Annotated in this window: 22 protein-coding genes; 12 read left to right on the top strand and 10 right to left on the bottom strand. The window is 71.3% G+C overall.

Annotated elements, in window-relative coordinates:
- Window positions 1-666, top strand: a complete 666-nt coding sequence (gene folE / locus OHB44_RS32445; protein ID WP_091403265.1) for a GTP cyclohydrolase I FolE — start codon at window positions 1-3, stop codon at window positions 664-666.
- Window positions 667-774: 108 nt separating this feature from the next.
- Here folE and OHB44_RS32440 read toward each other — a convergent pair whose 3' ends face one another.
- Together OHB44_RS32440 and OHB44_RS32435 are read right to left on the bottom strand one after the other, a co-directional pair.
- A complete protein-coding gene (locus tag OHB44_RS32440; RefSeq protein ID WP_442932641.1) occupies window positions 775-1,494 on the bottom strand; it encodes a hypothetical protein in 720 nt (239 codons plus the stop codon).
- A gap of 28 nt (window positions 1,495-1,522) precedes the next feature.
- Window positions 1,523-4,084, bottom strand: coding sequence for an FtsK/SpoIIIE domain-containing protein (locus OHB44_RS32435; RefSeq protein WP_330439213.1), 2,562 nt, complete (start codon window positions 4,082-4,084; stop codon window positions 1,523-1,525).
- 195 nt (window positions 4,085-4,279) lie between these two features.
- On the opposite strand from OHB44_RS32435, the gene OHB44_RS32430 reads away from it, so the two are divergent.
- Window positions 4,280-4,834 (top strand): hypothetical protein, encoded by a 555-nt coding sequence (locus OHB44_RS32430; protein WP_330441306.1) that lies wholly within the window; start codon window positions 4,280-4,282, stop codon window positions 4,832-4,834.
- Window positions 4,835-4,840: 6 nt separating this feature from the next.
- Here OHB44_RS32430 and OHB44_RS32425 read toward each other — a convergent pair whose 3' ends face one another.
- From OHB44_RS32425 to OHB44_RS32395, 7 genes are all read right to left on the bottom strand, one after another.
- Complete coding sequence (locus OHB44_RS32425; protein ID WP_238687040.1) at window positions 4,841-5,440, bottom strand: hypothetical protein; 600 nt, start codon at window positions 5,438-5,440, stop codon at window positions 4,841-4,843.
- A gap of 13 nt (window positions 5,441-5,453) precedes the next feature.
- The gene (locus tag OHB44_RS32420) at window positions 5,454-6,632 is read right to left on the bottom strand and encodes a M23 family metallopeptidase (protein ID WP_330439212.1); all 1,179 of its coding nucleotides are present in this window, start codon (window positions 6,630-6,632) and stop codon (window positions 5,454-5,456) included.
- Window positions 6,629-7,186: a hypothetical protein gene (locus tag OHB44_RS32415; RefSeq protein WP_238687038.1), complete on the bottom strand. Its 558-nt coding sequence runs from the start codon at window positions 7,184-7,186 to the stop codon at window positions 6,629-6,631. Before OHB44_RS32415 ends, OHB44_RS32420 begins: the two co-directional genes overlap by 4 nt.
- Window positions 7,183-9,138 (bottom strand): MFS transporter, encoded by a 1,956-nt coding sequence (locus OHB44_RS32410; RefSeq protein ID WP_330439211.1) that lies wholly within the window; start codon window positions 9,136-9,138, stop codon window positions 7,183-7,185. Before OHB44_RS32410 ends, OHB44_RS32415 begins: the two co-directional genes overlap by 4 nt.
- Before the next feature lies 1 nt (window position 9,139).
- Window positions 9,140-12,583, bottom strand: coding sequence for an ATP-binding protein (locus OHB44_RS32405; protein WP_330439210.1), 3,444 nt, complete (start codon window positions 12,581-12,583; stop codon window positions 9,140-9,142).
- A gap of 70 nt (window positions 12,584-12,653) precedes the next feature.
- Window positions 12,654-13,016, bottom strand: a complete 363-nt coding sequence (locus OHB44_RS32400) for a hypothetical protein (RefSeq protein ID WP_053654782.1) — start codon at window positions 13,014-13,016, stop codon at window positions 12,654-12,656.
- A 13-nt stretch (window positions 13,017-13,029) separates the two neighbouring features.
- Window positions 13,030-13,344: a hypothetical protein gene (locus OHB44_RS32395; RefSeq protein WP_030327982.1), complete on the bottom strand. Its 315-nt coding sequence runs from the start codon at window positions 13,342-13,344 to the stop codon at window positions 13,030-13,032.
- A 356-nt stretch (window positions 13,345-13,700) separates the two neighbouring features.
- Between OHB44_RS32395 and folP the strand changes: the two genes are divergently transcribed.
- The 7 genes from folP (at window position 13,701) to OHB44_RS32360 (ending at window position 18,295) form a co-directional block, all read left to right on the top strand.
- The gene (gene folP, locus OHB44_RS32390) at window positions 13,701-14,597 is read left to right on the top strand and encodes a dihydropteroate synthase (RefSeq protein ID WP_238687035.1); all 897 of its coding nucleotides are present in this window, start codon (window positions 13,701-13,703) and stop codon (window positions 14,595-14,597) included.
- Window positions 14,594-14,962: a dihydroneopterin aldolase gene (folB, locus tag OHB44_RS32385; RefSeq protein WP_330439209.1), complete on the top strand. Its 369-nt coding sequence runs from the start codon at window positions 14,594-14,596 to the stop codon at window positions 14,960-14,962. The genes folP and folB overlap by 4 nt, the downstream gene beginning before the upstream one ends.
- Window positions 14,959-15,486, top strand: coding sequence for a 2-amino-4-hydroxy-6-hydroxymethyldihydropteridine diphosphokinase (gene folK, locus OHB44_RS32380; RefSeq protein WP_238687033.1), 528 nt, complete (start codon window positions 14,959-14,961; stop codon window positions 15,484-15,486). The genes folB and folK overlap by 4 nt, the downstream gene beginning before the upstream one ends.
- A gap of 19 nt (window positions 15,487-15,505) precedes the next feature.
- Entirely contained in the window at window positions 15,506-16,042 is a 537-nt protein-coding gene (locus OHB44_RS32375) for a DUF3180 domain-containing protein (protein WP_238687032.1), read from the top strand.
- Between the two features lie 119 nt (window positions 16,043-16,161).
- Window positions 16,162-17,376 carry an ABC transporter permease gene (locus OHB44_RS32370; protein WP_238687031.1) on the top strand — a complete coding sequence of 405 codons (1,215 nt, stop codon included), beginning with the start codon at window positions 16,162-16,164 and terminating at the stop codon, window positions 17,374-17,376.
- A gap of 53 nt (window positions 17,377-17,429) precedes the next feature.
- Window positions 17,430-17,738: a hypothetical protein gene (locus tag OHB44_RS32365; protein WP_238687030.1), complete on the top strand. Its 309-nt coding sequence runs from the start codon at window positions 17,430-17,432 to the stop codon at window positions 17,736-17,738.
- Window positions 17,739-17,803: 65 nt separating this feature from the next.
- The gene (locus tag OHB44_RS32360; RefSeq protein WP_238687029.1) at window positions 17,804-18,295 is read left to right on the top strand and encodes a hypothetical protein; all 492 of its coding nucleotides are present in this window, start codon (window positions 17,804-17,806) and stop codon (window positions 18,293-18,295) included.
- 52 nt (window positions 18,296-18,347) lie between these two features.
- Here the strand turns inward: OHB44_RS32360 and OHB44_RS32355 are convergent, their stop codons facing one another.
- Window positions 18,348-19,352 carry an ABC transporter ATP-binding protein gene (locus OHB44_RS32355; RefSeq protein ID WP_372488409.1) on the bottom strand — a complete coding sequence of 335 codons (1,005 nt, stop codon included), beginning with the start codon at window positions 19,350-19,352 and terminating at the stop codon, window positions 18,348-18,350.
- A 2-nt stretch (window positions 19,353-19,354) separates the two neighbouring features.
- Here OHB44_RS32355 and OHB44_RS32350 point away from each other — a divergent pair, with 2 nt between their 5' ends.
- The 3 genes from OHB44_RS32350 to OHB44_RS32340 all read left to right on the top strand — a co-directional run bounded on the left by OHB44_RS32350 (window position 19,355) and on the right by OHB44_RS32340 (window position 21,983).
- On the top strand, window positions 19,355-20,041 hold the full coding sequence (locus OHB44_RS32350; RefSeq protein WP_091403225.1) for an ABC transporter permease: 687 nt from the start codon (window positions 19,355-19,357) through the stop codon (window positions 20,039-20,041).
- Window positions 20,038-20,778: an ABC transporter permease gene (locus OHB44_RS32345; protein WP_330439208.1), complete on the top strand. Its 741-nt coding sequence runs from the start codon at window positions 20,038-20,040 to the stop codon at window positions 20,776-20,778. Before OHB44_RS32350 ends, OHB44_RS32345 begins: the two co-directional genes overlap by 4 nt.
- 200 nt (window positions 20,779-20,978) lie before the next feature.
- The gene (locus OHB44_RS32340) at window positions 20,979-21,983 is read left to right on the top strand and encodes a glycine betaine ABC transporter substrate-binding protein (protein ID WP_330439207.1); all 1,005 of its coding nucleotides are present in this window, start codon (window positions 20,979-20,981) and stop codon (window positions 21,981-21,983) included.
- The last annotated feature ends 40 nt before the right edge of the window (window positions 21,984-22,023 follow it).

The raw sequence follows: 22,023 nt of genomic DNA, 5'->3' as shown, positions 1-22,023 counted from the left end.
CTGGCCGTCTCCGCGACCGAACCCGACGGCGACGACGAGCTGGACTACGTGGCCGCGCGGCTGATCAGCGGCAAACTGACCGGCCGCCCCGTCGAGGACGCTGTCGACCTCGGCCGGATCGAGAAGGCCGTCCGCGAGATCCTGATCGCGGTCGGCGAGGACCCGGACCGCGACGGCCTCCAGCAGACCCCGGCCCGGGTCGCCCGGGCGTACGCCGAACTCTTCGCCGGCCTGCGGGTCGACCCGGCCCAGGTGCTCAGCACCACCTTCGAGGCCAACCACGAAGAGCTGGTCATCGTCCGGGACATCGACGTGATGAGCCTCTGTGAGCACCACCTGCTGCCCTTCCGGGGCAGCGCGCACATCGGCTACATCCCCGGCCCCGATGGGCGGATCACCGGCCTGTCCAAGCTGGCCCGCCTCGTCGAGGTCTTCGCCCGTCGGCCGCAGGTGCAGGAACGGCTCACCTCGCAGGTCGCCGACCTGCTGATGAGCAAACTCGCACCACGCGGCGTCGTCGTCGTGCTCGAATGTGAACACATGTGCATGGCGATGCGCGGCATCCAGAAATCCGGTGCCAAGACCATCACGTCGGCCGTACGCGGCATCCTGCAGTCGGACTCCAAGTCGCGGGCCGAAGCGATGGCGCTGATCATCCCGCGCTGACAACCCGCCGCACCACGGCCGGCCGACACCCACCCGGGACGGCCGGCCGTTGCGTTTCCCCACCCGCCCGGCGTTGCTCCCGGCCGGGCGGCCTTCCGGCCCGGTAGGTCAGCCAGCGAGCAGCGCCAACAGCAGGCCGGCCGTGGCCAGCACCGCCGGCACCAGGCACACCAACGCGCCGAAACGCACCGTACGGTCCAGCCGCTCGCTGGGGCTGACCCGGAACAACCGGCCAATGCCGATCCAACCGGCGACGAACGCGACCGCCGGCATCGGCAGTCCGCAGATCAACGCCGCCACGGTGGCCGGTCCCACCCCCGTCGTAGCGAGAACCACGACCTGGATCAGCGGCACCAGCAGCGCGAACGGCCCGTACACCAGGAGGTTGCGGGCCCGCGCCGGCCAGGACCCCGGCCGAAATCGGCGGCGCGCCGCCAGCGCCGCGTCCGCCGCCTCGGCCCGACCACGCGCCGTCCGCAGCGCCGCCAAAACGGCCGCCGGGCCACCCGCCATCGACCGGGCCGCCTCGGTCAGCTCCGGCGGCGACGGCACCAGGGAGATCGCCGGTACGCCCAACTCGCGAAGCCGTTCCTGCTGACTCGCCAGCCCGGTACGGACCACGGTCAACTCCTCCCGGGCGGCCTCCGCCGACCGGGCCTGCTCACCGGCAGCGGCAGCCGCGCCCCGGCGTACCCCGTCCAACTGGCGGGCGGCCGCAAGATAATCCGTCCAGGCCGTGCTGGGCTCGACCGCCCGCGGCGTGGCGTCCCCGGTCGTCGCAGCTGCCCGCTGCCGCCCCGGCCCGGTCACCGTCGCGATCGGATCCACCTCGACACCCTCCACGTGCGCCACCCGATCAGCCGGCCTCGTCGGCGAACGGCACCAAAACGGTGCCCCGCTCGTCCGGACCGTCCCAGAGCACCGCCCGGTCGGGGCGCACCTGCCACTCGACCGGCCGACCGAAGACCGCTGTGAGCTGCGCGACCGGCACGTCCAGCACGGCCACCGCCGCGAGCTTGTCGACCTCGCCCGCCGGCTCGAACAACGCGGCGAACGGCGGCACCGCACGCCACCAGCCCAGCAGATGCCGGCCCGCCGGCGGCCCGTCCCGTAGGAGCGACCGCAGCCGGTCCACCGGTAGCTCCCGAGGCCCCGGCCGGTCCAGCCCGAAGACCACCAGATACGTCGGTAGGTCGTCGGCCGCGTCCGCGAGCAGCGTCGGCAGATCCACCAACTCGGCCGCATGCCGGGTCGCCAAATCCGCCGTCAACGCCTCCGCCAAAGCCCGCGCGCCCGGATCCGGCACCGCCACCAGGAAGCGGGCACTGCCCGGTGCGTGGTGAGCCGACGTGCTGCGCGCCGCCGTCGCCAACAGCCCGCCCGCCGCGGCGCCCGACCCCAGCACCGCGAGGTTGCGCCCGGCCGCCGGACCCAGCGGCACAGCGACCGTCGAGCGGGCCACGTCCACCGCCCGGCCCAACAGGGCGGCCGGTCCGTGTGCCTGCCCCGCCATGGCCGCCCGGTGCCGCGGATCGTTGCCCAGCAGCGGCCGGGCGTAACCCGCGAAGACCACCGGCGGCACCGACCCGACCGGACGCGCCGCCCACAACTCGTGGCGCAGCTCTTCCACGACCTCCGGATGATCCTGCGGATCCGGGTGACGGATCAACCGTTCGTGACCCCGGATCGCACCCCGTGGGCCGCCGAGCCCGCCGGCAGTGTTCACCACCGCGCTGCCCACCGGTAGACCGGCCGCCGAGTCGTTCGTCGGCTCCAACACCGGACTGCCGCCCGGCAGCGCCACCCGTACCGGAAACTGCCCAAGCACCGAATCCCGATGACCAGCATCCGCGCGCGCACTCAACCCCAACTCGCCCGCACCCGCCAACACCAGGTGCACGCCGTACGCCCGACCCGCCCGGGCCAGCCCGTCCAACTGGGCGGCCACCTCGGCGGCCAGCCGATCCCGCTCAGCGAAGAGTAGCGGCACATTGTCCACCACACAGACGATCCGGGGCAGCGGCTGGTGCTGACGCAGCTCCGCGAAGCGTTGCCCCCCGGCCCGAGCGCCCGCCTCCGTGCGGCGCTGGACCTCGGCCGTCAACTCGTCCAACAGATCCCGGACGTACTCCCGGTCGGCGGCCATCGCTGCCGCGCGCACCTGCGGAACCCACGACCGGTCCCGCTCGGTCTGCAAGAACTCCACGAAGGACTCGCCGTCGCCGAGATCCGCCAGGTAGAACGCCAGGTCATCAGGGCCGTACCGGGCGGCCAGGCCGAGCAGTGCGGTGGTCAGGAACGCCGCCCGGCCCGCAGCGGACCGGCCACTCACCAGCCAGTGCGGGGTCAACTCGGTGAAGCCCAGCGGCACCGACCGGCCCCCGGCATCGCCGACGGTAGTGGTCAGCCCGTCGGCCGAATCCGATTCCCACAGTCGCTCACCCGTCGGCGGCAGCAGAGCACCCAACGCCAACCGGGAACCCGCCTCCACCTGCTCGGCGAGCCGCCGACAGACCGCGTCGACCAACTCGGCCGGCGGGTCCGACTCGACGAAGACCGGTGAGTTCAAACCGCCCGGTGGATCAGCGCCCGGCCCGGCGAACGACGCCCCCGGCGGATCGCCGAGCAGCGCGTACGCGTTCCGCAACGCCAGCGAAGTGGTGTGCGGCAGGGGCGCCCGGGCCGAGTACGGGCCGGCGGGCGGCCAACCCGCCACCACCAGGTGCAGCCCAGCGGCCGGCCCCTGCTCGGCCAACGTCTCGATGCGCGCCAGATCGGACGGGCCGGTCGACTCCGGTAGCGCCGCCACCACCAGCAACAGCGTCCGATCGTGACGGCGCCTCCCACTCGCCCCCGGCGTCACCCACTGCTCCGCCTCGGTCAGCACCGCGCGCAGACCCGCCACGTCCACCGCCGGCGGCGGCAACAGGCCGGCATCCGCGAGCGCCCCGAACGGCGTCAGCACAGCTCCGGTGGCATCCACCGCGCGAATCAGCAGGGCACCCGCCGGTGCCGCACCCAACAACCGCAAAAGTACGGCCCGGAGCAACCCCGCCACCCGCGGCTCCCTCGCGTCAGCGTCCACGCTGAGGTGACCGGTGCCGACAAGTGGCACCAGAGCGGGGAAACGAGCGTCGTCCAACGGTGCCGCGGTACCGACCCGAACGAACGGCGGCGGACCATCACCCGCCGGCGAGTCCACTGTGAGCGAGTCCAGTGCCGCGCCCGACCAACCCGGCGCCAGCACAGCCGCGGCCGTCCGTAACCGGTCGGCCACCTCGTACTGGCGGCGCTGATCGGCCGGAGCCGGCCGCGTCTCGTCCAGGATCCCGGCAGCCGCGGTCGCGACGGCCGCCGCCCGACGGTGCAGGGCTGCGGCGCGGTTCGTGCGAGCCTTCGGACCGGCCACCGCGTCCACCCCCTCTACCCGAGGTTGGCAACCCCTCCCCAAGCAGAGACGGTATCCCAGCCGACGGCCCTCCTCCGGGAGGTGGCTCGGCGCTGCGCCGGTGTTGTCGTGGATCTCACCGGTGGGGAGGGGTCCGTCACGATCCGCTGGATCTGAGGCATTGGCTCCGGAGCGTCCAGCCGATAACTTCAGGAGGTGGAATCAGTGCAGCCCCCCGCCGGTTCCCAGGTCTCCCGCGTACCGGCCCAGCGGACACCCTCCGAGCAGCTGCCACCCGCCCCGGTAACGCCGGCACCGCAGCCGCCACGCCGTCGGATGCGAACGGTGCTCACCGTCGTCGCTGGTGTGCTCGCCCTGCTCTGCCTCGGCGGGGTCGCCACCGCCCTGGTTTGGTACAACCGCGCCTCAACACCCGACCGCAGCACGCCAGACGTGGTGGTGGCCAATTATATTCAGTCATTTCTTGCTGACCGGAACGACGCGAGAGCAAGCGAATTCGTCTGTGAGGACGGTGCGAATATCGATGCTCTGCGGCTTCTTCGGGAAGATCTGGTAGCGCGTGAACTTCGCTTCAACGCAAAGATCTCGGCAAGTTGGGAGAGCTTCTCTATTCAGCGGCAGGGCGATTCGGCCAAAGTTGAGGTTGACATCATCCTTTCCGTCTTCGTGGACGGGATCTCGCAGAGCGATCGTCAGCGGTGGCGATTTGAGACGCGGCTCGAAGACGGCTGGCGGGTATGTAATGCCGAACAATCTTGAGTAGGCTCACTCGATCCACAGGAGGTGAACCGGGACCTCCAGCGTGGTGGGTGACTGGCCGCGCCAGGCCCAGCGGTACCACTCCACCTCGGGTGTGACTCGCACGCAGATGTCGCCTTCGGCACCCGAGTAGGTTTCGGTGACCGCTCGAAGGTCGCGGTGCTCCAGGCCGCCCTCGACGTGCACCACCCGCCGACCGGTGACCGCGTCCGCTTCGAAGACCGGTGTGGGGGTCCGGTGTGCCGGTCCGTCCAGCGAAACCAACCGGATGCCGTTGTCCCGGGCGTCGTCAACTTCCGGACGGCTGCCGACGGTTTCCACCCAGACCCGCTCCACCGGCACCAGCGGCGCGAACACCTCGACCTGGTCGGCTTCGGCCCGGTACCACTCGTGCTCGGGGATCACCGGAACGTAGGTCCGGGCGCTCTGCACCACCCGGTCGTCCGCGCGCAGGTCCCCGCGCCAACCCATCCCGGGTAGCCCGACCAGCACCCGTCGACCGCGTAGCTCGACCCGCTCGGTCGCGGGGACGATCGCCAGCGGTCTCGGCGGTTGCGGTGCCCAGTCCGGCTGGTCGGCGAACGGGTCGGGTAACGGTCCGGTCATACCCGTGGTGGCCTCACTCAGCGGCGCGCAGCGGGGCACCCCGCTCGCGCATGAACGGGACCGGGTTCACCGCGCCGGAGGCGTTGCGGTTGTTCTGCAGGTGAACCTCGAAATGCAGGTGCGGGCCGGAGGAGTTACCACTGCTGCCGACCTTGCCGATCACCTGACCGGCCGTCACGATCTGATTCTTCTTGACGAAGGGCTGAACCACCATGTGGCAGTACCGGGTGATGTAGCCACCGGCGTGCAGCAGGTCGACGAACCAGCCGCAGCCTCCCTTGCCGGGGAAGCCGTCCACGTTGCAGTCCTGCCGGAGGCGGCGGTCCTCGTCGCAGGTCGAAACCAACACTCGACCGGTCGCTGCCGCGCGGATCTCGGTGCCCTTTGCCGCGCCGATGTCGACTCCGTTGTGGCTGGGCCGGCTGGCGGTGCGGAAACCGGAGCCGACTCCGCCAGGGATCGGTGCGGTCCAACCGGAGGCAGCGATCTGGCCGCGCTCGGCCGCGTTGCACACCGCCTTGCCGTTGATCTCGACTGTGCGAGCCGCGCCGCCGGCCAGCGCGTCCACGATCCGGCTGGCTATTTCTTCGTGCTTGGCGTACGCGTCCGGGTATGCGCTGACCTGGACTCGCTGCGCGACCACGGTCAGCGGTCGTTGTTGCCAGCTCCCCACCTTCACGAGCTTCTCGTAGAACTTGCGGGCCGCGTACGCGGGGTTCAACCGCTCGGCGACACTGCCCCAACCCGGCCGCTGCTGGAACAGGCCCAGGGAGTCGTGGTCCGCGCCAACGCCCTCGTGCGGCAGAGCCAGGGACTCGGCTACGCCGCTGTTCGCCAGGTTGCGTAGGGCGGACTCCTGCATAGCTGTGGCGAGGGCGACCACCCAACCTCGCGAAGGCACGCCCATGTCCTGGCCGACCTTGATGATGATCGCGGCATTGCGGACCTGGCTGTCGCCGTACTGGGCGAATCGCGGCAGCTTGCCCGCGATGTTGACCGCTCGGCCCGGCCCGCACTCCATGCCCGCCATGGTGTCGCCGTTCTCGGCGTCGTCGCCTCCGAGGCCGGTGAGGAAGAACGCCGCGGTGCCGCCGGTGCAGCAGAGCAGAAGCAACATCCCGGTGAGCACCGCGGTGACCACACCGAGCCGGAGGGGACCGCGGCGGATTTTGGCGCTACCAACGTCGCTCATGGCCGCTCCCAGTCCAGAACGTCGACCAGCCAACCATCGTCGGAGGTGACCAGCTCCAACCGGAGCCCGCCGGCATCAAGGGGGAGCAGCAACTCGACGAACGTTTCGGTCCGCTCCCGCATGGTTGGAGGACCAGTGACCTTCTCGGCCGGCACGCTCTCGGGCTCGGCACCGGTCAACTTCTCCCTCAACCCCGGTGTGGAGAGTGGCCGCAGACCAGCCTGCCACTCTTCGGTGGTCATCCCGGGACGGCCCAGCCAGGCCTTGGCGAAGCGGTCGGCGGTCTGTTCGGGCGTGCGGGCGCCGGGCGACGTCACTGGTGACGGCGGAGCCGCGCTGTTGAGCAGACCGTCGTCGCCAGCCGTCGGGTCCACGGTGATGATCGGCCCATCCGGACGGCTACTCAACCCATCGGCTGAGTCGCCCGGGTTGGAGATCAGCCTGGCCGCCCCGAGCACACCGACGACCACCACCCCGATCACGAGCGCAACGCCCAGTCGGGATCGCAGCGCCCGGGTGAAGAGGAATTCCAACGCCCGTCGCATGACCGTCACCTCGCCTCTGAGCGCACCCGAGGTCCGGTGCGATCCGGTACACGCTCGGTGGAGCCCGGGCGGTAGACAACGAACGACGGATTCTCAGCCGGAACGTCCGGCTCGGTCCAGGTCGCTGGCTGTCGGCGTCGGGGCTGCGGGGCGGTCTTGCGGCTCCGACCCCTGCCCTCCTCCGCCGGGGCCTCTTCCGGCCGCTCTCGACCGTCGGGGCGTACTGCGTCCGCGCGCCGGCCGTCGGCCACTGCGTTCGGCACCGGGGCCGGGTCCTCCCGCCGCGCCTCGGGACGTAGCCGGGTCTGGGTTGCATCGGGCGAGAGTCGACGTCCGCCCACCGGCTCGGCGGTCCCGCCCGGCTCGGCTACGTCCAGGCGAGCGGCGGTCCGCATGTCGCGGAAGAACCGGCGGTGCCAGGACCCGGCCGAACCGACCGCTTCGCTGCTGTCCTTGCCACCGAGTTGCGTGATCCGCCGGTACGGCCGCAGCAGCAGCCATCCGACCACCCCGCAGAGCCAGACCAGCACCACCTGAAGCCAACCCGGCAGCGTGGGTGTGCTCATGATCAAATCGACCGCGAAAAGGTAGATCGCGGCGCCAGTGCCGAAGATGGCGATGTTGAACACCGCGGCAACGACCGCATTAGCCAGTCGGCGTAGTCCGGCGCTGGCCGGTCGCAGTAGACCAATCGTGCCGAGAATCGGGGCAGCGATCACCGCCCAGCGGAAGATCAGGAAGCCGAGCAGCACGAGCACCGACGCGGTGAGGTCGAACATTGCGAAGAGCACGGCCGCGAGCACCGCGATGAATCCAGAGCCAATCCGATCCATGTCGCGGGTGCCGGTCAGGAACTCATATGCCTCCGGGTCCTCGGCCTTGATTTGCCCGGCAACCGTCATCCACTGCTGCTGCTTGGCCCCGATCACTACATCACGAGTGGTGGGATTGGAGCGGACTGATTCCGCCTCACCCCAGCTGAGCGATTTGGCGTCGTAGAGTGCCCGGCCGTACTTTTTGGCGGTCTCGCTGTCCGCTGAGCCAAGCACGCCGCGTAGCCAGTTGCGGTAGAGCATCGACTCGGTAGCGGTGTCGCTGGCCCGGACAGCCGGTGGCCGCTTGTCGATGCAAGCTTCCGGATTGGGAAGCACACACTTGTCGGCCGGGATGTCTTTTGAAGCCGGACCTAGAGCGTCGTGTACGACGCCGAGTGAGGTGATCAGAGTGCCGTCGGCGATGTTCGCCGACTTGACCGGCCAGGCTGCCAGCGCGGTGACTGCCACCATCACCAGTAGGGCCCAGCCTGCCGTCGTCATCGCATTGCTCATGTCCGACTGGCGGGAGCGCCAGAGCAGGTAGAGACCCACCACGCAGAGCGTGACGATTCCGAAGACGCTGAATACTTTCTCGTATACGCCTTTGGTGGCTTTCTCCACCAGTGGGTCGGCCCAACTCCACATCGAGCGGGGATCCCAGGCTCGCTCCCGAAGGGCGTTCGAGGCACCCACGACCGCCGTGGCGATCATGAGCTCACCGTTGGCGACGGTGGTAGTGAACTTGTAGTCCGGATGGAGGACGGTGGATGCGCATCCGCCCTCCACGTTGTAGGTGTTGAAGCTGTAACCGCCGTAGCCGTAGTCGCTGTAGATGCCCTTTGGCCCGGGCAGCTTGGACGAGTCCGGACGGGAGGCGAACCAGCCAGCCAGGCCCGAATCCGGAGCGGAAGGCACAGGTGGCTTGAGGCAATCGATTTCGGCCTTGCTGACCTGCTTCAGCTTCGCTACGCAGGCGCGGAAGTCGGCCTGCCATTCGGCGGTCGTGCAGAGGTCGGCGCGGGCCTGGGCGGCGGGCGGTGCGGCGGCTGCGGCCTCCGCGCCGATCAGCGGCCAGGTGAGGGTGGCCCCGGCCAGCACGCCAAGGGCGAGCAGGAACGACGCAGTCCTTGCCCAGGCCCTAGCCATGTCACGCCTCCAGATCCGGCAGGGGGATGCTCGGCAGGACTCCGGCCGCCGCGGCGATCGCGGCGGGCGTCGTGTCGAGGTGGTCCAGCAGCCCTTCGACGTACGAGACGTCCACTCGGACCTTCTGCACCCGGCCGTCGACGTCGCGCATCACGAACTCGCGGAAGCCGAGCCGGCTGGACGAGCTTGTGTCGGCGGCGGAGAGCGAGGCCAGGGTGGCCTCGTACCCGTCGTTGACCGGCACCCGCAGCAGCCGTAGCGCCTCGGAGGCGATCTCGGCGTCCTCGGCGATGCGGCCGACGAAGACTGTGGAGACGAGGTTCTGCACGTCGAGGCCGAGGATGTCTTTGGGGTTCTGGGAGGCGACCAGCGCGGCCAGGTTCCACTTGCGGGAGTCGCGGGCGAGCCGGACCAGGAAGGAGCGCCCGGACCGCCAACCTTCCATGAAGTGCGCCTCGTCGAGGCCGACGAGTTTGCGGGACGACATCGAGCCGCCGTAGCAGCGCCGGACGGCGAGCCGGTGCGCGGTGTGCAGCATTGGCAGGGCCAGCGCTTCCTCGGCTGACCAGTACTCGCGTTCGATCTTGAGGTCGGGCAGCCGTAGCCCGGCCATGGTGATCACGGTGAGTGCCGCGTCGGCACCGAGCAGCCCTTCCGGCGGTCGGCCGAAGAAGAGCATGGCCAGTGGCATCTCGGCGGTGTCCAGCAGGAGGTTGGCCAGTTCCTTGCCGGCGTCGTCGTCGAGCCGCCCGAGGCAGCTCACCACGTCGTCAAGGGTGGAGGTCTCCTCGGCGGGGACCTGGCGGACGGCGTGCCGGAAGAGGGTTGCCGTCGACGCCTCCCTGGCCACCTGCGGCGGGACGAGCATCATGCAGATGTCCTGGACCAGCATCCGCCGTTCGGCCCGAGCGTTGGAGACCGCGATCTCGAACTCCCGGTCACCGGCGGCCCCGATGCCGAACTCGGAGCGCAGCGGCGTCGGGATGAGCGAGTAGGGCGCCAGGGTGCCGTGCTCCGAGCCGGTCAGGTTCAACACCCGGGAGTACGGCCGCAGCTCGGGCATCGCGCAGAGGCGGGCCAGCGGGCCGGACGGGTCGAGCAGGGTCACCTGGACACCTCGGCGGGCGGCCAGGTAGCCCAGGGCGCCGAGCAGTGTGGACTTGCCACCGCCCGGTTCGGCGACGAAGACCGCGAGCCCGGAGCGTTCCCGGACCTCCATGGGGAAGTGCAGGTCGAGGAAGACGGGGCGGCGGCAGGTGCCGGCGGTTCGGCCGATCAGGTCGCCCCGCCGGTCGCCCACGTTGGAGGCGGCCTGGGGGAGCGCGGCGGCGAGCAACGGCACCGGCATGCGGCGCACGTAGCCGGTGTTGGCGATCGGCTCACCGGGGATGAACTCGCGGGCCAGCCAGTCCTGGTTCTTCGGGTGCTGCAGGGAGATGCGCAGCTCCCGGGAGTAGAGCTGAATGAGCCGGCGGGCCCGTTCCAGGCATTCCTCCCTGGTCCGGCCGCCGACCGCGATCCGGTGCCAGCCGTGCGCACGGGCCGAGTCGACCGGCAGGCCGGTGGTCATCTCGTCGCCGATCACCAGGGCGCGCTTGGCCAGTCGCTCCAGCTCCGGGGGCGCGTCGATGCCGTGTTCGGCGTAGTCGAGCTGTTGCGAGCGGATCATCCGCAGCCGGTGTTCCAGATTACGGAAGGAGTCGCCGGAGCCGAGGATGTCGACGCGGGTGGAGATCTCCATCGGCCAGGGCAGCCGCTCGTGGAAGTGCAGCCAGGGCTCGTGTCGTTCCGGGATCTCCAGCGGCTCCATCCGGCCGACAGCGAGCACTGCCACGTGCCGCTCCTCGCCGGTCATCCGGTTGACCAGCTTGACCGTCGAGCCGTACGGGGTGCGGTAGCGCTCGACCTGCTCGGTCATGGCGAGCAGGTCGCCGCGCTCCCAGCGCCCGTCGGTGACGGGGGACAGGGTGCTCGGCGGGGACATGCACAGCGCCACCGAGCGGTAGAGCAGCCATTCCAGCTCCTGGGCGGTGACCCGCCGGCCGCGCATGCCGAATGCCCCGAGCACCTCGTCGAACTGTTCCACTGTGCGGCCCAGCTTGCGGCGTTCCCCATCGGCGGTGCCCCTGCCGAAGGTGCGCAGCAGCCGCTCGGTGAGCGAGTCGCCGAGGGAACGCCGGGCGAAGGTGACACCCAGGTAGGTCTGGCCCTCGGCGTGGTTGACAGCCATCAGGTGGCGTTGGGCGGCGACCAGGTGGTCGGCCCAGCCGGTGGTGCCGGGGACGTCGGGCAGCGGCGCGGAGGTGTGCGTGTCGATCGTGCGCGCCCACTCGTCGGCGGGGAACGGCCGGGTGGTGCGGCGCAGGTGCAGTCGGAAGCCGGCCAGGCCGGCGTACTGCTCGGAGATCGCCGACAGCAGCGCCTCGCGTTCGGCGTCCGGCCGGAACGCCCAGCGGACCTCGGGCAGCCAGTACCACGCGGTGACGGTGTTGGGCGTGAAGGTCAGGTGACCGGCGATCTCGGTGATGGCCAGCTCGACAGATGGATCCCGATCCCCAAATTTGATCTTCGGAGCGCGAACCCGGGTCGGCTTGATCGGTCGGTCCGGTCGGCTCGCCGTGCGCTGTCGCGGTGCGGCGACCTCCTTGCCGGTGGCCGCGGTGCCGGTGCTCCGAGGTCGATCCGAGTCGGTGACCCGGCGTGCCGTGCTTTCGAGAGCTGGGCGATCCGCAGCGGTGATCATGGCCGACTGATCCGGCGGCGCGGTGGACCGGCTGGCGGCGGCCGTCGGCCGGGACAATTGAGCCGCCGGTCGGGCCGTCGCTGCGGGGCGGCCGCCCTGCGCGGTGCTGGCGGGTTGGCGGACGGGGCCGGTGGTCGCCGACGCTGACCCGCCGTCGGTGGGCGGGCCGGGCTCGTCCGGCGGACGCAGCATCGGCCGTCGATCGCCGGCCTGATGCGGCACCCGGGACTCGCTGGCCGGGTGGCCGCCGCCGTGTCGTGGCTCGACGGGTCGGCCACCATTGCCGGGCGGGTCGGCCGGCGTCCAGGGTGGTTCGAGCTCAGGAACCGCCCGGGCTGGTCCCGGGCTGGCGGTGGGTGGCGGCTGATGCGGGATCGCCTGCTGTTCGCGGGTGCTCGGGCCGGCGGTGACGGCTCGTGGCGAGGCGGGTCGCCCCCCGCCGCCGAAGAGGTCCAGGAAAGGGGAGTCGATGTCGGCGTTCTCGCCGGCCGACACGGCGGTGGGCTCGGCCTGTGGCGTCCGGCGGGGAATCGGCCGGGGTGCCTGGAACACGCCGACGGCGCCGTGGCCGGGTGACGTCACCAGCGCGGGGTCGAGGGCAACCTCGTCCTCGTCCTCGGTGTAGTCGAATGAGTGCGCACGGTGACCAACCGGTGCGCCTGGGCGGCCGGCCGGGGAGCCCGGCGTGGAGGAGCGGCTCATGCGATCGCCTCGGCGACTGTCGGCAGACCCATGCCCGCGTCCTGCGACGGACCGTTCGACGTACGTCCGGTCATGCCAGCTCCTCCCGAATCCTGATCCGGCTGCCGACCAGGCGCGGATCGCGCTGCTCGACCGCCGGCTCCCGGGTGCGTCGCCAGTCGGTCAGCGCGGTGCGGATGACCACCCGCGCCGGCCGATCGGGGTCGACGTGCCGGAAGATGAACGACGTGGTCACGATGGCGAGCGCGATCTCCCAGGCGGGGAAGAGCTCGACCGTCAACGTGAACAGCCAGTGGATGAACATGTAGAGGGGGACCAGCAGCATGAAGAGCCCGTACTGGGCGTAGGGCAGGTGGACCGGAAGGGTGTAACCGGGCGGCCCGAGGTAGACCAGGCGGGCCCGGTAGATGTCGTCGTCGGTGCGCAGCCGCATCTGGTGAACGCGCCTATTCGAAGATCAGGTCGATCAGGTAATCGCCGACGAAGAAGAGTGTTGCCGCGCCCGCGATGAAGGCGAGCCCGACGATGGCGATCGCGGAGCTGGTCAGCACCTTGGAGATCTCACCTCGGCTGGCACGGCCGATGAAGATGACGCCCAGGACGGCGAGCAGGATCGGCGCGATCTTGCTGGCGAAGAAGGTGACGACACTGTTGGTGTCGATCCCCTTCGGTGCCGGCTCCGCGAGTGGAGCCGACGCCAGGGTGGAGAGCGCGTGGGCGACGCCGGACGACGCCGTCTCCATGAGCTCGAAGGCGATCACTGGAACCTCCCCATAGCGCGGCCGGCGGTGCCGCGGCGGTGCAATAGGCAAGCCTGGCGGGAAAAGTGCTCCACAGGGCATGGCGTTCTTGACCCTGTGTTCGTTACTCACCACGGAGGGTGGCGAGGTTTGGGCGGTTTTCCCCCGCTTCGGCCCTCCCTCCAAGCTTCGCCATCTCGATGCTGGCCAATTCCAAAGCGTACGGGCCGCCCCGGATTGCGACAAGCCGCGAAGGGGCTGTCCGATACTGCCCAGATGACCGATCGTACACCTGTTCTAATCGGCACGTCAGGGGCAGTGGTGCGGGGCCTACCCGGGTCGCTGGGCGCCGCTGCCGCGACCGGTACCGTCTAGTCGTGACCGATCTGGTGCGGGCTTCGGGCCCGGTGGTGATGGGCGTCCTCAACGTCACACCGGACTCCTTCTCCGACGGCGGACGGTACGCCGACCTGGACGCCGCCGTCGGACACGGCGTCCGTCTACGCGACGCCGGTGCGCACCTGGTCGACATCGGTGGCGAGTCGACCCGTCCGGGCGCCGAGCGGATCGACGCCGCGACCGAGACCGAGCGGGTGTTGCCGGTCATCCGCGAGCTGACCGCCGCCGGTGTGGCGGTCAGCGTCGACACCACCCGCGCGCGGGTGGCGGAGGCCGCTCTGGTCGCCGGAGCGGCGGTGGTCAACGACGTCTCCGGTGGCCTGGCCGATCCGGACATGGCCCGGGTGGTCCGCGACGCGCACTGCCCCTGGGTGCTGATGCACTGGCGTGGACACTCCCGAGGCATGCGCGAGCTGGCCACCTACACCGACGTGGTGGCCGACGTCCGGGCCGAGTTGGCCCAACGGATCGACACGGCGCTGGCCGCCGGGGTGGCCGCCGACCGCCTCATCGTCGACCCCGGGCTCGGCTTCGCCAAGACGGCCGCACACAACTGGGAGCTCAGCGCCCGCCTGCCGGAGTTGCTGGATCTCGGCTACCCGCTGCTCTTCGGGGCAAGCCGCAAGTCGTACCTCGGTGGGTTGCTCGCCGCCGCGGACGGCACGCCGCGACCGACCGCCCAGCGGGAGGCGGCCACAGTGGCCACCAGCGTGCTCGCGGTCGCCGCGGGCGCCTGGGGTGTACGCGTGCACGACGTCCGGGCCACCGCCGACGCGCTCGCCGTCTGGGCGGCGACCGGCAGCCCTCGCCTGGCCGTGCCGCCGCACGACAGGAAGCGAACGCACGACGATCACGAGCATGGGGTACGGCGATGACGACGGACCGGATCCACCTGACCGGCCTGCGGGCGCGCGGCCGGCACGGCGTGTACGACTTCGAGCGCGTCCAGGGGCAGGACTTCGTGGTCGACGCCGTCCTGGAGCTGGACCTCGGCCCGGCCGCCGCCAGCGACGACGTCACCGCCACAGTGCACTACGGTGAGCTGGCCGAACGCCTGGTCGCTGTGGTGACCGGCGAGCCGGTCAACCTGATCGAGACCCTGGCGGACCGGCTCCTCGCGGTCTGCCTGGCCGACGAGCGGGTCGACGCCGCGACGATCACGGTGCACAAGCCGCAGGCTCCGGTACCGCACACCTTCACCGACGTGGCCGTCACCATGACCCGGACGCGTACCCGATGACCCGGGCGGTTCTCTCGCTCGGCAGCAACCTGGGCGACCGCCTGGAGCACCTGCGGACGGCCGTCGCCACCCTCGGCGACGCGGTGCTCGTGCTCTCCGGGGTGTACGAGACTCCACCGTGGGGCGACACCGATCAGCCCGCGTACCTCAATGCGGTGGTGCTCGTGCAGGACGAGAGCGCGACCCCGCGCGACTGGCTGGAACGGGCCCGCGACGCGGAGCGCGCGGCCGGACGGGCCCGTGACCCGCAGCGGCGGTTCGGGCCGCGCACCCTCGACGTGGACGTGATCGCGGTCTGGGGCGACGACGACGAGCCGGTGCTCAGCGACGAGGAGGAGCTGACCCTGCCGCACCCCCGGGCGCACCTGCGCGCCTTCGTGCTGCGTCCGTGGATCGACATCCAGCCGTACGGTCGGCTGCCCGGTCACGGCTGGCTGACCGACCTGCTGACCACCGGCCCCGCTGCGGACGAGGCGTTGGAACTGCGTCCCCGGCCGGAGTTGGCGTTAGAGTCGACGGCATGACCGAGCGGAACCGGCCGGCATGACGCAGGCGAAGCCCCCACCCCGCGGGTCGGGCCCGGACGGGTCGCGGATGGGCCCCACCCGGATCTCGACACTGGTCGTGGCCGGCCTGGCTGCGGCGGCGGTGGCCTGGCTGCTGATCAGCACCCTCTACTACAGCGGCATTCCCCGGCTGCCCTGGCTGCCGGTGGTGACGCTGGCGGGGCTCGCCGTGCTGGAGGCGTACGCCGCGATCAACACCCGGGGCCGGATCGAGCGCAAGCCGGGTCGGGAGCCGGTCAATCCGCTGTTGGTCGCCCGCTTCGTGGTGCTGGCCAAGGCGTCGGCACTGGCCGCCGCGATCTTCGCGGGCTTCTACGCGGGGCTCACCGGCTGGCTCTTCGTGGAGACCACCCGCGCAGCCCTGGACGATCGACCGGCCGCCGGCGGAGGCCTGCTCGCCTCGCTGGCACTGGTCGGCGCCGCGCTCTGGTTGGAGCACTCCTGCCGGGTGCCGGAACGCCCGGACGACGAGAGCGAGCAGGACCCTCGGGAGAGCCGCCCCGGCCAGCGCTGAGCAGGGGGTTACGCCCGGCTGTGGGCGCGGGTACGGTGCCTGCGATCGGAGAGCAAGGGCCACCCAGGTTCCGTCCGTGCGCCGGACTGGGGACGGCCGGCCACTGGGGAGGCGGCGTCATGGGGTACGAAGAAGCGGGCCGGGACCGGTCGGCCGAACCCTCGTCGGGGGTGCCGGCCGCCGTCCTGGACAACGTCTTCGACGATCCCACCCACGGTGAGCCCGGCCGGGATCGGATCGGCGTACACCTGGGGTGGGAGCTGCTGCTGCTGGCCGGGCTGGCCGCGGTGAGCTGGCTGCTCTGGCGGGAGGATCCGGCCGCGGTACGCGACGGCAACCTGCGCACGCTGCTGATCAACGCGGTCGGGCTGGGGTTGCTCGCCCTGGCCGCCGGGCTGAGCCTGCGCACTGCCGCGCCGAACCTGGCTGTCGGCCCGATCGCGGTAGCGGCCGCCCTGCACTACGCGGAGCAGGGTGACCGGGGCCTTCCGGCGTCGCTCGGCCCGGCCGTGGCGGTCGCCGCGGTGGGCGGGCTGGCGCTGGCGCTGGCGGTGGTGGTGCTGCACGTACCGGGCTGGGCCGCCAGCCTGGCCGGCGCCGCCGCCGTTGTGGTGTACATCGAACGCCGATCGGCGCCCGTGCTGGTGCAGGGCGACTACGACCCCACCCGCAGCGCCGGTTACCTCTTCGCCGGCTTCGCCGCGGTGGCCGTCCTGGGTGGGCTGTTCGGCGCGATCCGGGCGGTCCGCCGGCTCGCCGGCCGGTACCGACCGATCGCCGACCCGGCCCGTCGGCGGGGCACGGTGGCCGCCGTGGTGACCGCCGTCGCGTTGGTCGTCTCCACGGTGCTGGCGGCCCTGGCCGGCATCCTGCTCGCCGCCAACGACCCCGGGCCGGTGGCGCCCACCTCGGGGCTGGACTGGACGGTGCTGGCCATGGGCGTAGCCCTGCTCGCCGGCACCAGCGCGTACGGCCGCCGGGGCGGTGTGTTCGGCACGCTGCTGGCGGTCGGCCTCGTCACGGTCTTCCAGGTGTACGCGCCGGAGCGCGGCTGGACGCTGAGCAACTGGATGATCGGCGGGGCAGCACTCGGCGTCGGGTTGCTGGTCACCCGGCTGGTCGAGACGCTCGGGCGGCCCCGACCGGGCGGCCCCGACCGGCCCGAGCCGGTCAGCGACGGCACGATCAGCTCGGGCTGGACCACGCCGCAGCCGCAGTCCGTCGACAACTGGCCTCCCACGCTGCCGACCCAGGCCGCGCCGCAACCGATCGACCCGTGGCGGGATCCGCGGTGGGAGGACGGCCCACGACGGTGGGACACCGACGAGCGGTGAGCCGCGTCGCGTCCGCCGAGCCGGAGCTGATCTCGACCGTTAGGCTCGGCGACATGACCGACTCACCTGCCGCCACCCCGGGCGGAACCTCGTTCGAGGAGCTTGACGCGCTGTCCACCGAGGAGCTGCGGGAGCGGGCGTTCGCCCGGGCCCGGGAGCGTCGGGACGTGTCCTTCTTCTGGTCGGTGCTGCGCCACCTTCCGAACGCGGACGAGGCCACGGTGCTGGACGGCGCCCCGAACTCGATCGGCCCGACGATCGACGAGGCCAACGCGCTGTGGCGGGAGCTGACCGGTCACGGCTACGAGGAGTCGGCGCCGCTGCTGCGGGCCGCCTTCATCGACTACCTGATGAAGCACTGAGCCGCTCGGGGCAGCCCAGGTCCGCTCGAGCCACCGGTTCGGGGCCTGGGCGGATCGCGTCTCTCATGCACCGTTCCGGCCCGGTCAGCCGCTACGGCACGGCCGCCGGCACCGGCGCGCTCGCCGTGTTGCTGCTGGTTGGCATCTGCGGCAGTCCGGCGTACACCGGCTGGGCCGTCACCCTGACCGACCCGGAGTCGGCCGGGGCGTTCTACGCGCGCCTGCTCGCCTGGCCGGCCTGGCGGCTCGACGCGGACGGGCAGGCCGGCGGGTTGTTCGCCGCCGACCTGCGAGCCGTGCTGCTGGTGGTCCTCGCGGTGGCGCTGCTCTACCTGTTACCCGCCGCCCAGGTCGCCCGGGTGCCCGGCCCGGTCAGCCAGTTCTTCTCCGGCTGGGCCGCGTACGTGCTGGCTGGCGGGCTGGCTGCCGTGTTGGCGGCGCTGCTCGGCCCGGCACCGTCACTGCTGGGGGCCCTGCAGGACGCCAGCACCGGTGCTGGTTACGGCTTCCTCACCGGGTGGATCATCGGCATCGCCAGCCTCGGCGGTCGCGCCTGACCCGACCGAGGCGAGGGTGGGCGCGGCGGTCGTGCCTGCCTCGGCCAGCGGGTCAGTTGGTCGGGCGGCCGAGGTCGAGGAGGCGCTGTCGGCTGAGCGCGCCCACCGGCCGGCCGGCGTCGGTCACGAGGAGCCGGTCCCGGCCCGAGGTGAGCAGGACCGCCAACGCGTCGTAGGCCGAGCCGTCCACGGCGACGGTGGGCAGGTCCGGTGCGGCGTCCTCGGGCACCGGCTCCAGCGCCTCCCGGTCGAGCGGGGTGACCGCCAATCGACGGATGCCCCGGTCGGCGCCGACGAACTCGCGTACGAACGCGGTGGCGGGTGCGCCGAGCAGCGCGGCAGGGGTGTCGTACTGCTCCAGGTGCCCGCCCTCGGAGAGGACCGCGATCCGGTCACCGAGTCGGACGGCCTCGTCGAGGTCATGGGTGACCAGCACGATCGTCTTGCGCACCTCGGCCTGGAGGCGCAGGAACTCCTCCTGGAGGTGGGCCCGGACGATCGGGTCGACGGCCGAGAACGGCTCGTCCATCAACAGCACCACCGGGTCGGCGGCGAGTGCGCGGGCCACCCCGACCCGCTGCCGCTGGCCACCCGACAGCTCGTGCGGGTAGCGACCGCCGAACTCCGCCGGGTCCAGCCCGACCAGGTCGAGCAGCTCGTCGACCCGCGCTCGGGTCTGGCCCTTGGGCCAGCGGAGCAGGCCCGGCACAGTGGCCACGTTGGCCCGCACGGTTTGGTGTGGAAAGAGGCCGACGTTCTGAATCACGTATCCGATTCGACGGCGCAGTCGCACCGGGTCGACGTTCGTGACGTCCTCGTCGCCGAGCGTGATGCGACCGGCGGTCGGTTCGATCAGGCGATTGATCATCCGCAGCACCGTCGACTTGCCGCAACCGGACGGGCCGATCAGCACCACCAGCTCGCCGGCCCGGACCTCCAGGCTGAGGTCCCGGACGGCTTCGGTGCCGTTCGGGTAGCGCTTCTGGATGCCCTCCAGGGAGATCGACGCCGCGCGAGGGGATTGGGCCACGCCGGCAGCCTCCGGGGTAACGTCCACGTATGTCCTTCCGCCTGAGCTACCGGGCCGACCCGGGTAACCCCTGGTTCTCCTGGCAGTACGTGCGGGACAACTCTGACACGATCCTCGCCGCGGTGCGCGAACACGCCTCCCTCACCGGGCGAGCGGTGTTGATCGCGGTGCTGATCGCCCTGCCGTTGTCGGTGCTGGCGTACTGGGTCCGTCCGCTCGCCGGTCCGATCCTCGCTGTCAGTGGGGTGGTCTACACCATCCCGTCGTTGGCGCTCTTCGCGTTCATCGCCCCCTACCTGGGCACCGGGGCGACCACGGTGCTGGTCGGGCTGGTCCTCTACGCGCTGCTGCTGATCGTGCGCAACGTGGTGGCCGGTCTCAACCAGGTGCCTCCGGAGGTTCGCGAGGCCGCCGAGGGCATGGGTTACGGACGGTGGAGGCGTCTGTTCCGGATCGACCTGCCGCTGGCGTTGCCGGGCATCGTCACCGGCGTGCGGCTGGCGACCGTCTCGACTGTGGCGTTGGTCACGGTCGGGGTACTGGTGGGGCACGGCGGGCTCGGGCAGTTGATCTTCGCGGGCTTCCAGAACAACCTCTACAAGGCCGAGATCATGACGGCCGCCCTGCTCTGCGTGGCGCTCGCTGTCGTGCTCGACCTGTTGCTCATCCTGGTCGCCCGACTGGTGACTCCCTGGTCCACTCGGAGGGCACGGTGACCGTCGCGGAAAACCCGATCGGGCAGGCCATCACCTGGATCAACGACCCACTGAACTGGACCAACCCCGGCGGCATGCTGGACCGGCTCGGCGAGCACCTGACGATCTCCGCCCTGGCGGTGGCGCTCGGCTGCCTGGTGGCCTGGCCGCTCGGGCTCTGGTTGGGGCACCTCGGTCGAGGTGGCGGCCTCGTGGTGCTGGTCTCCAACGCCACCCTGGCCATCCCCACCCTGGCGCTGCTGACCATCCTCCCGGTCGTCTTCGCCAGCGGCTTCGGGAAGACACCGGTAGTGGTGGCACTGGCTGTCTTCGCCGTGCCACCGCTGCTGGCCAACGCGTACACCGGGGTGCGGCAGGTGGACCCCGAGGCCCGCGACGCGGCCCGGGGGATGGGCCTGTCCGGCGGGCAGTTGCTGCGCCGGGTGGAGTTGCCGCTCGCGGTGCCCTACCTGGCGGCCGGCTTCCGCACTGCGGCGGTCCAGGTGATCGCGACAGCGGCGCTGGCCTCCTTCGTCAACGGCGGCGGCCTGGGCCAGATCATCCGGACCGGCTTCGGCATCGGTATCGCGGCCGGCGGCGGGCAGATCGTCGCCGGCGGCGTGCTGGTGGCCGGGCTCGCGCTGCTGGCCGAGGTGGTCCTCGGCGGCGTCGAACGGCTGGTCACCCCCAAGCCGCTGCGGCGCGGGCGGCAGCGCCTCGGGCGGCCCCGAGCCGCCGACGCCACCGGAAGCGCCTGACCCGTCCGGGTGAGCCCGCGTCGCGCTGGCAACCCACGCCCGTCAAATCGGTGACGATGGGGTGACGAAGTCCATCCCAAGTTGTCGGTCGGTTCCGGACCATGTTGGGTGGACATTCGCGGGCGGCCGACAGTCAGGATCGCCCGTCGGACACGCGGCCGGCCCGGAACGGGCCGCGCCGGGACACGGAAGGCGGGCACATGCGCGCACGTACACGTCTGGCGATCGGGGCGGTCAGCGCCATCGCCGGGGCAGCACTCCTCACCGGCTGCGGTGACGCCGGCTCGTCCGGCACCGACGCACCCCAGACGAGCGCCTCCGGCGCCGGGTGCGCCCCGGTCGCTGGCCAGCAGCTCATCGCTCTGCAGGACGACAAGAAGCTCCAGAACTCCGACAACGTCATTCCCGCTGTCAACAGCAAGGCGGCCAATCCGCAGCTGATCGCCGCACTGGACAAGGTCTCCGCCGCGCTCGACACCCCGAAGCTGATCCAGCTCAACAAGGCTGTCAACGAGGACCGCAAGACTCCCAAGGTGGCGGCCGAGGAGTTCGCCAGCGCGAACAACCTCACCGCGGGCATCGCCAAGGGCACGGGCGGCGACATCACTGTGGGCGCCGGTAACTTCGCCGAGAGCCAGATCCTGGGGGAGCTGTACCGGATCGCGCTCAGCGCCGCCGGCTACCAGGTCAAGGTGCAGCAGATCGGCAACCGGGAGCTCTACGCGCCGGCTCTGGAGAAGGGCGAGATCCAGGTCGTCCCGGAGTATGCGGCGACAATGGCCGAGTTCCTCAACACCAAGGCCAACGGCCAGAACGCCCAGCCGATCTCCTCGCCGGACGTCAACACGACGGTGACCGCGCTGAAGGCCGAGGGCGACAAGGCCGGCCTCACCTTCGGCACCCCGGCCGCCGCACAGGACCAGAACGCCTTCGCGGTGACCCAGGCCTTCGCCGACAAGTACGGCGTGCGGACCCTCTCCGAGCTGGCCGCGAAGTGCTCCGGCAGCGCGACGGTGCTGGGTGGCCCGCCGGAGTGCGAGCAGCGTCCGTTCTGCAAGCCGGGCCTGGAGAAGACCTACGGGCTGTCGGTCGGCAAGTTCTCCTCCCTGGACCAGGGCGGGCCGCTGACCAAGAGCGGGCTGCGTGACGGCTCGATCAGCGTGGGTCTGATCTTCTCCTCGGATGGCGCCTTCGCCACCAGCTGAGCCCGTTCCGCACGTGCTGAGGACGCCCCCGCCCCCGACC

Source organism: Micromonospora sp. NBC_00821 (genome assembly GCF_036347035.1).
Classification (GTDB): Bacteria; Actinomycetota; Actinomycetes; order Mycobacteriales; family Micromonosporaceae; genus Micromonospora; species Micromonospora hortensis.
Note: the sequence above shows the minus strand (reverse complement) of the source record. Positions and strands in the feature narration are given on the sequence as shown.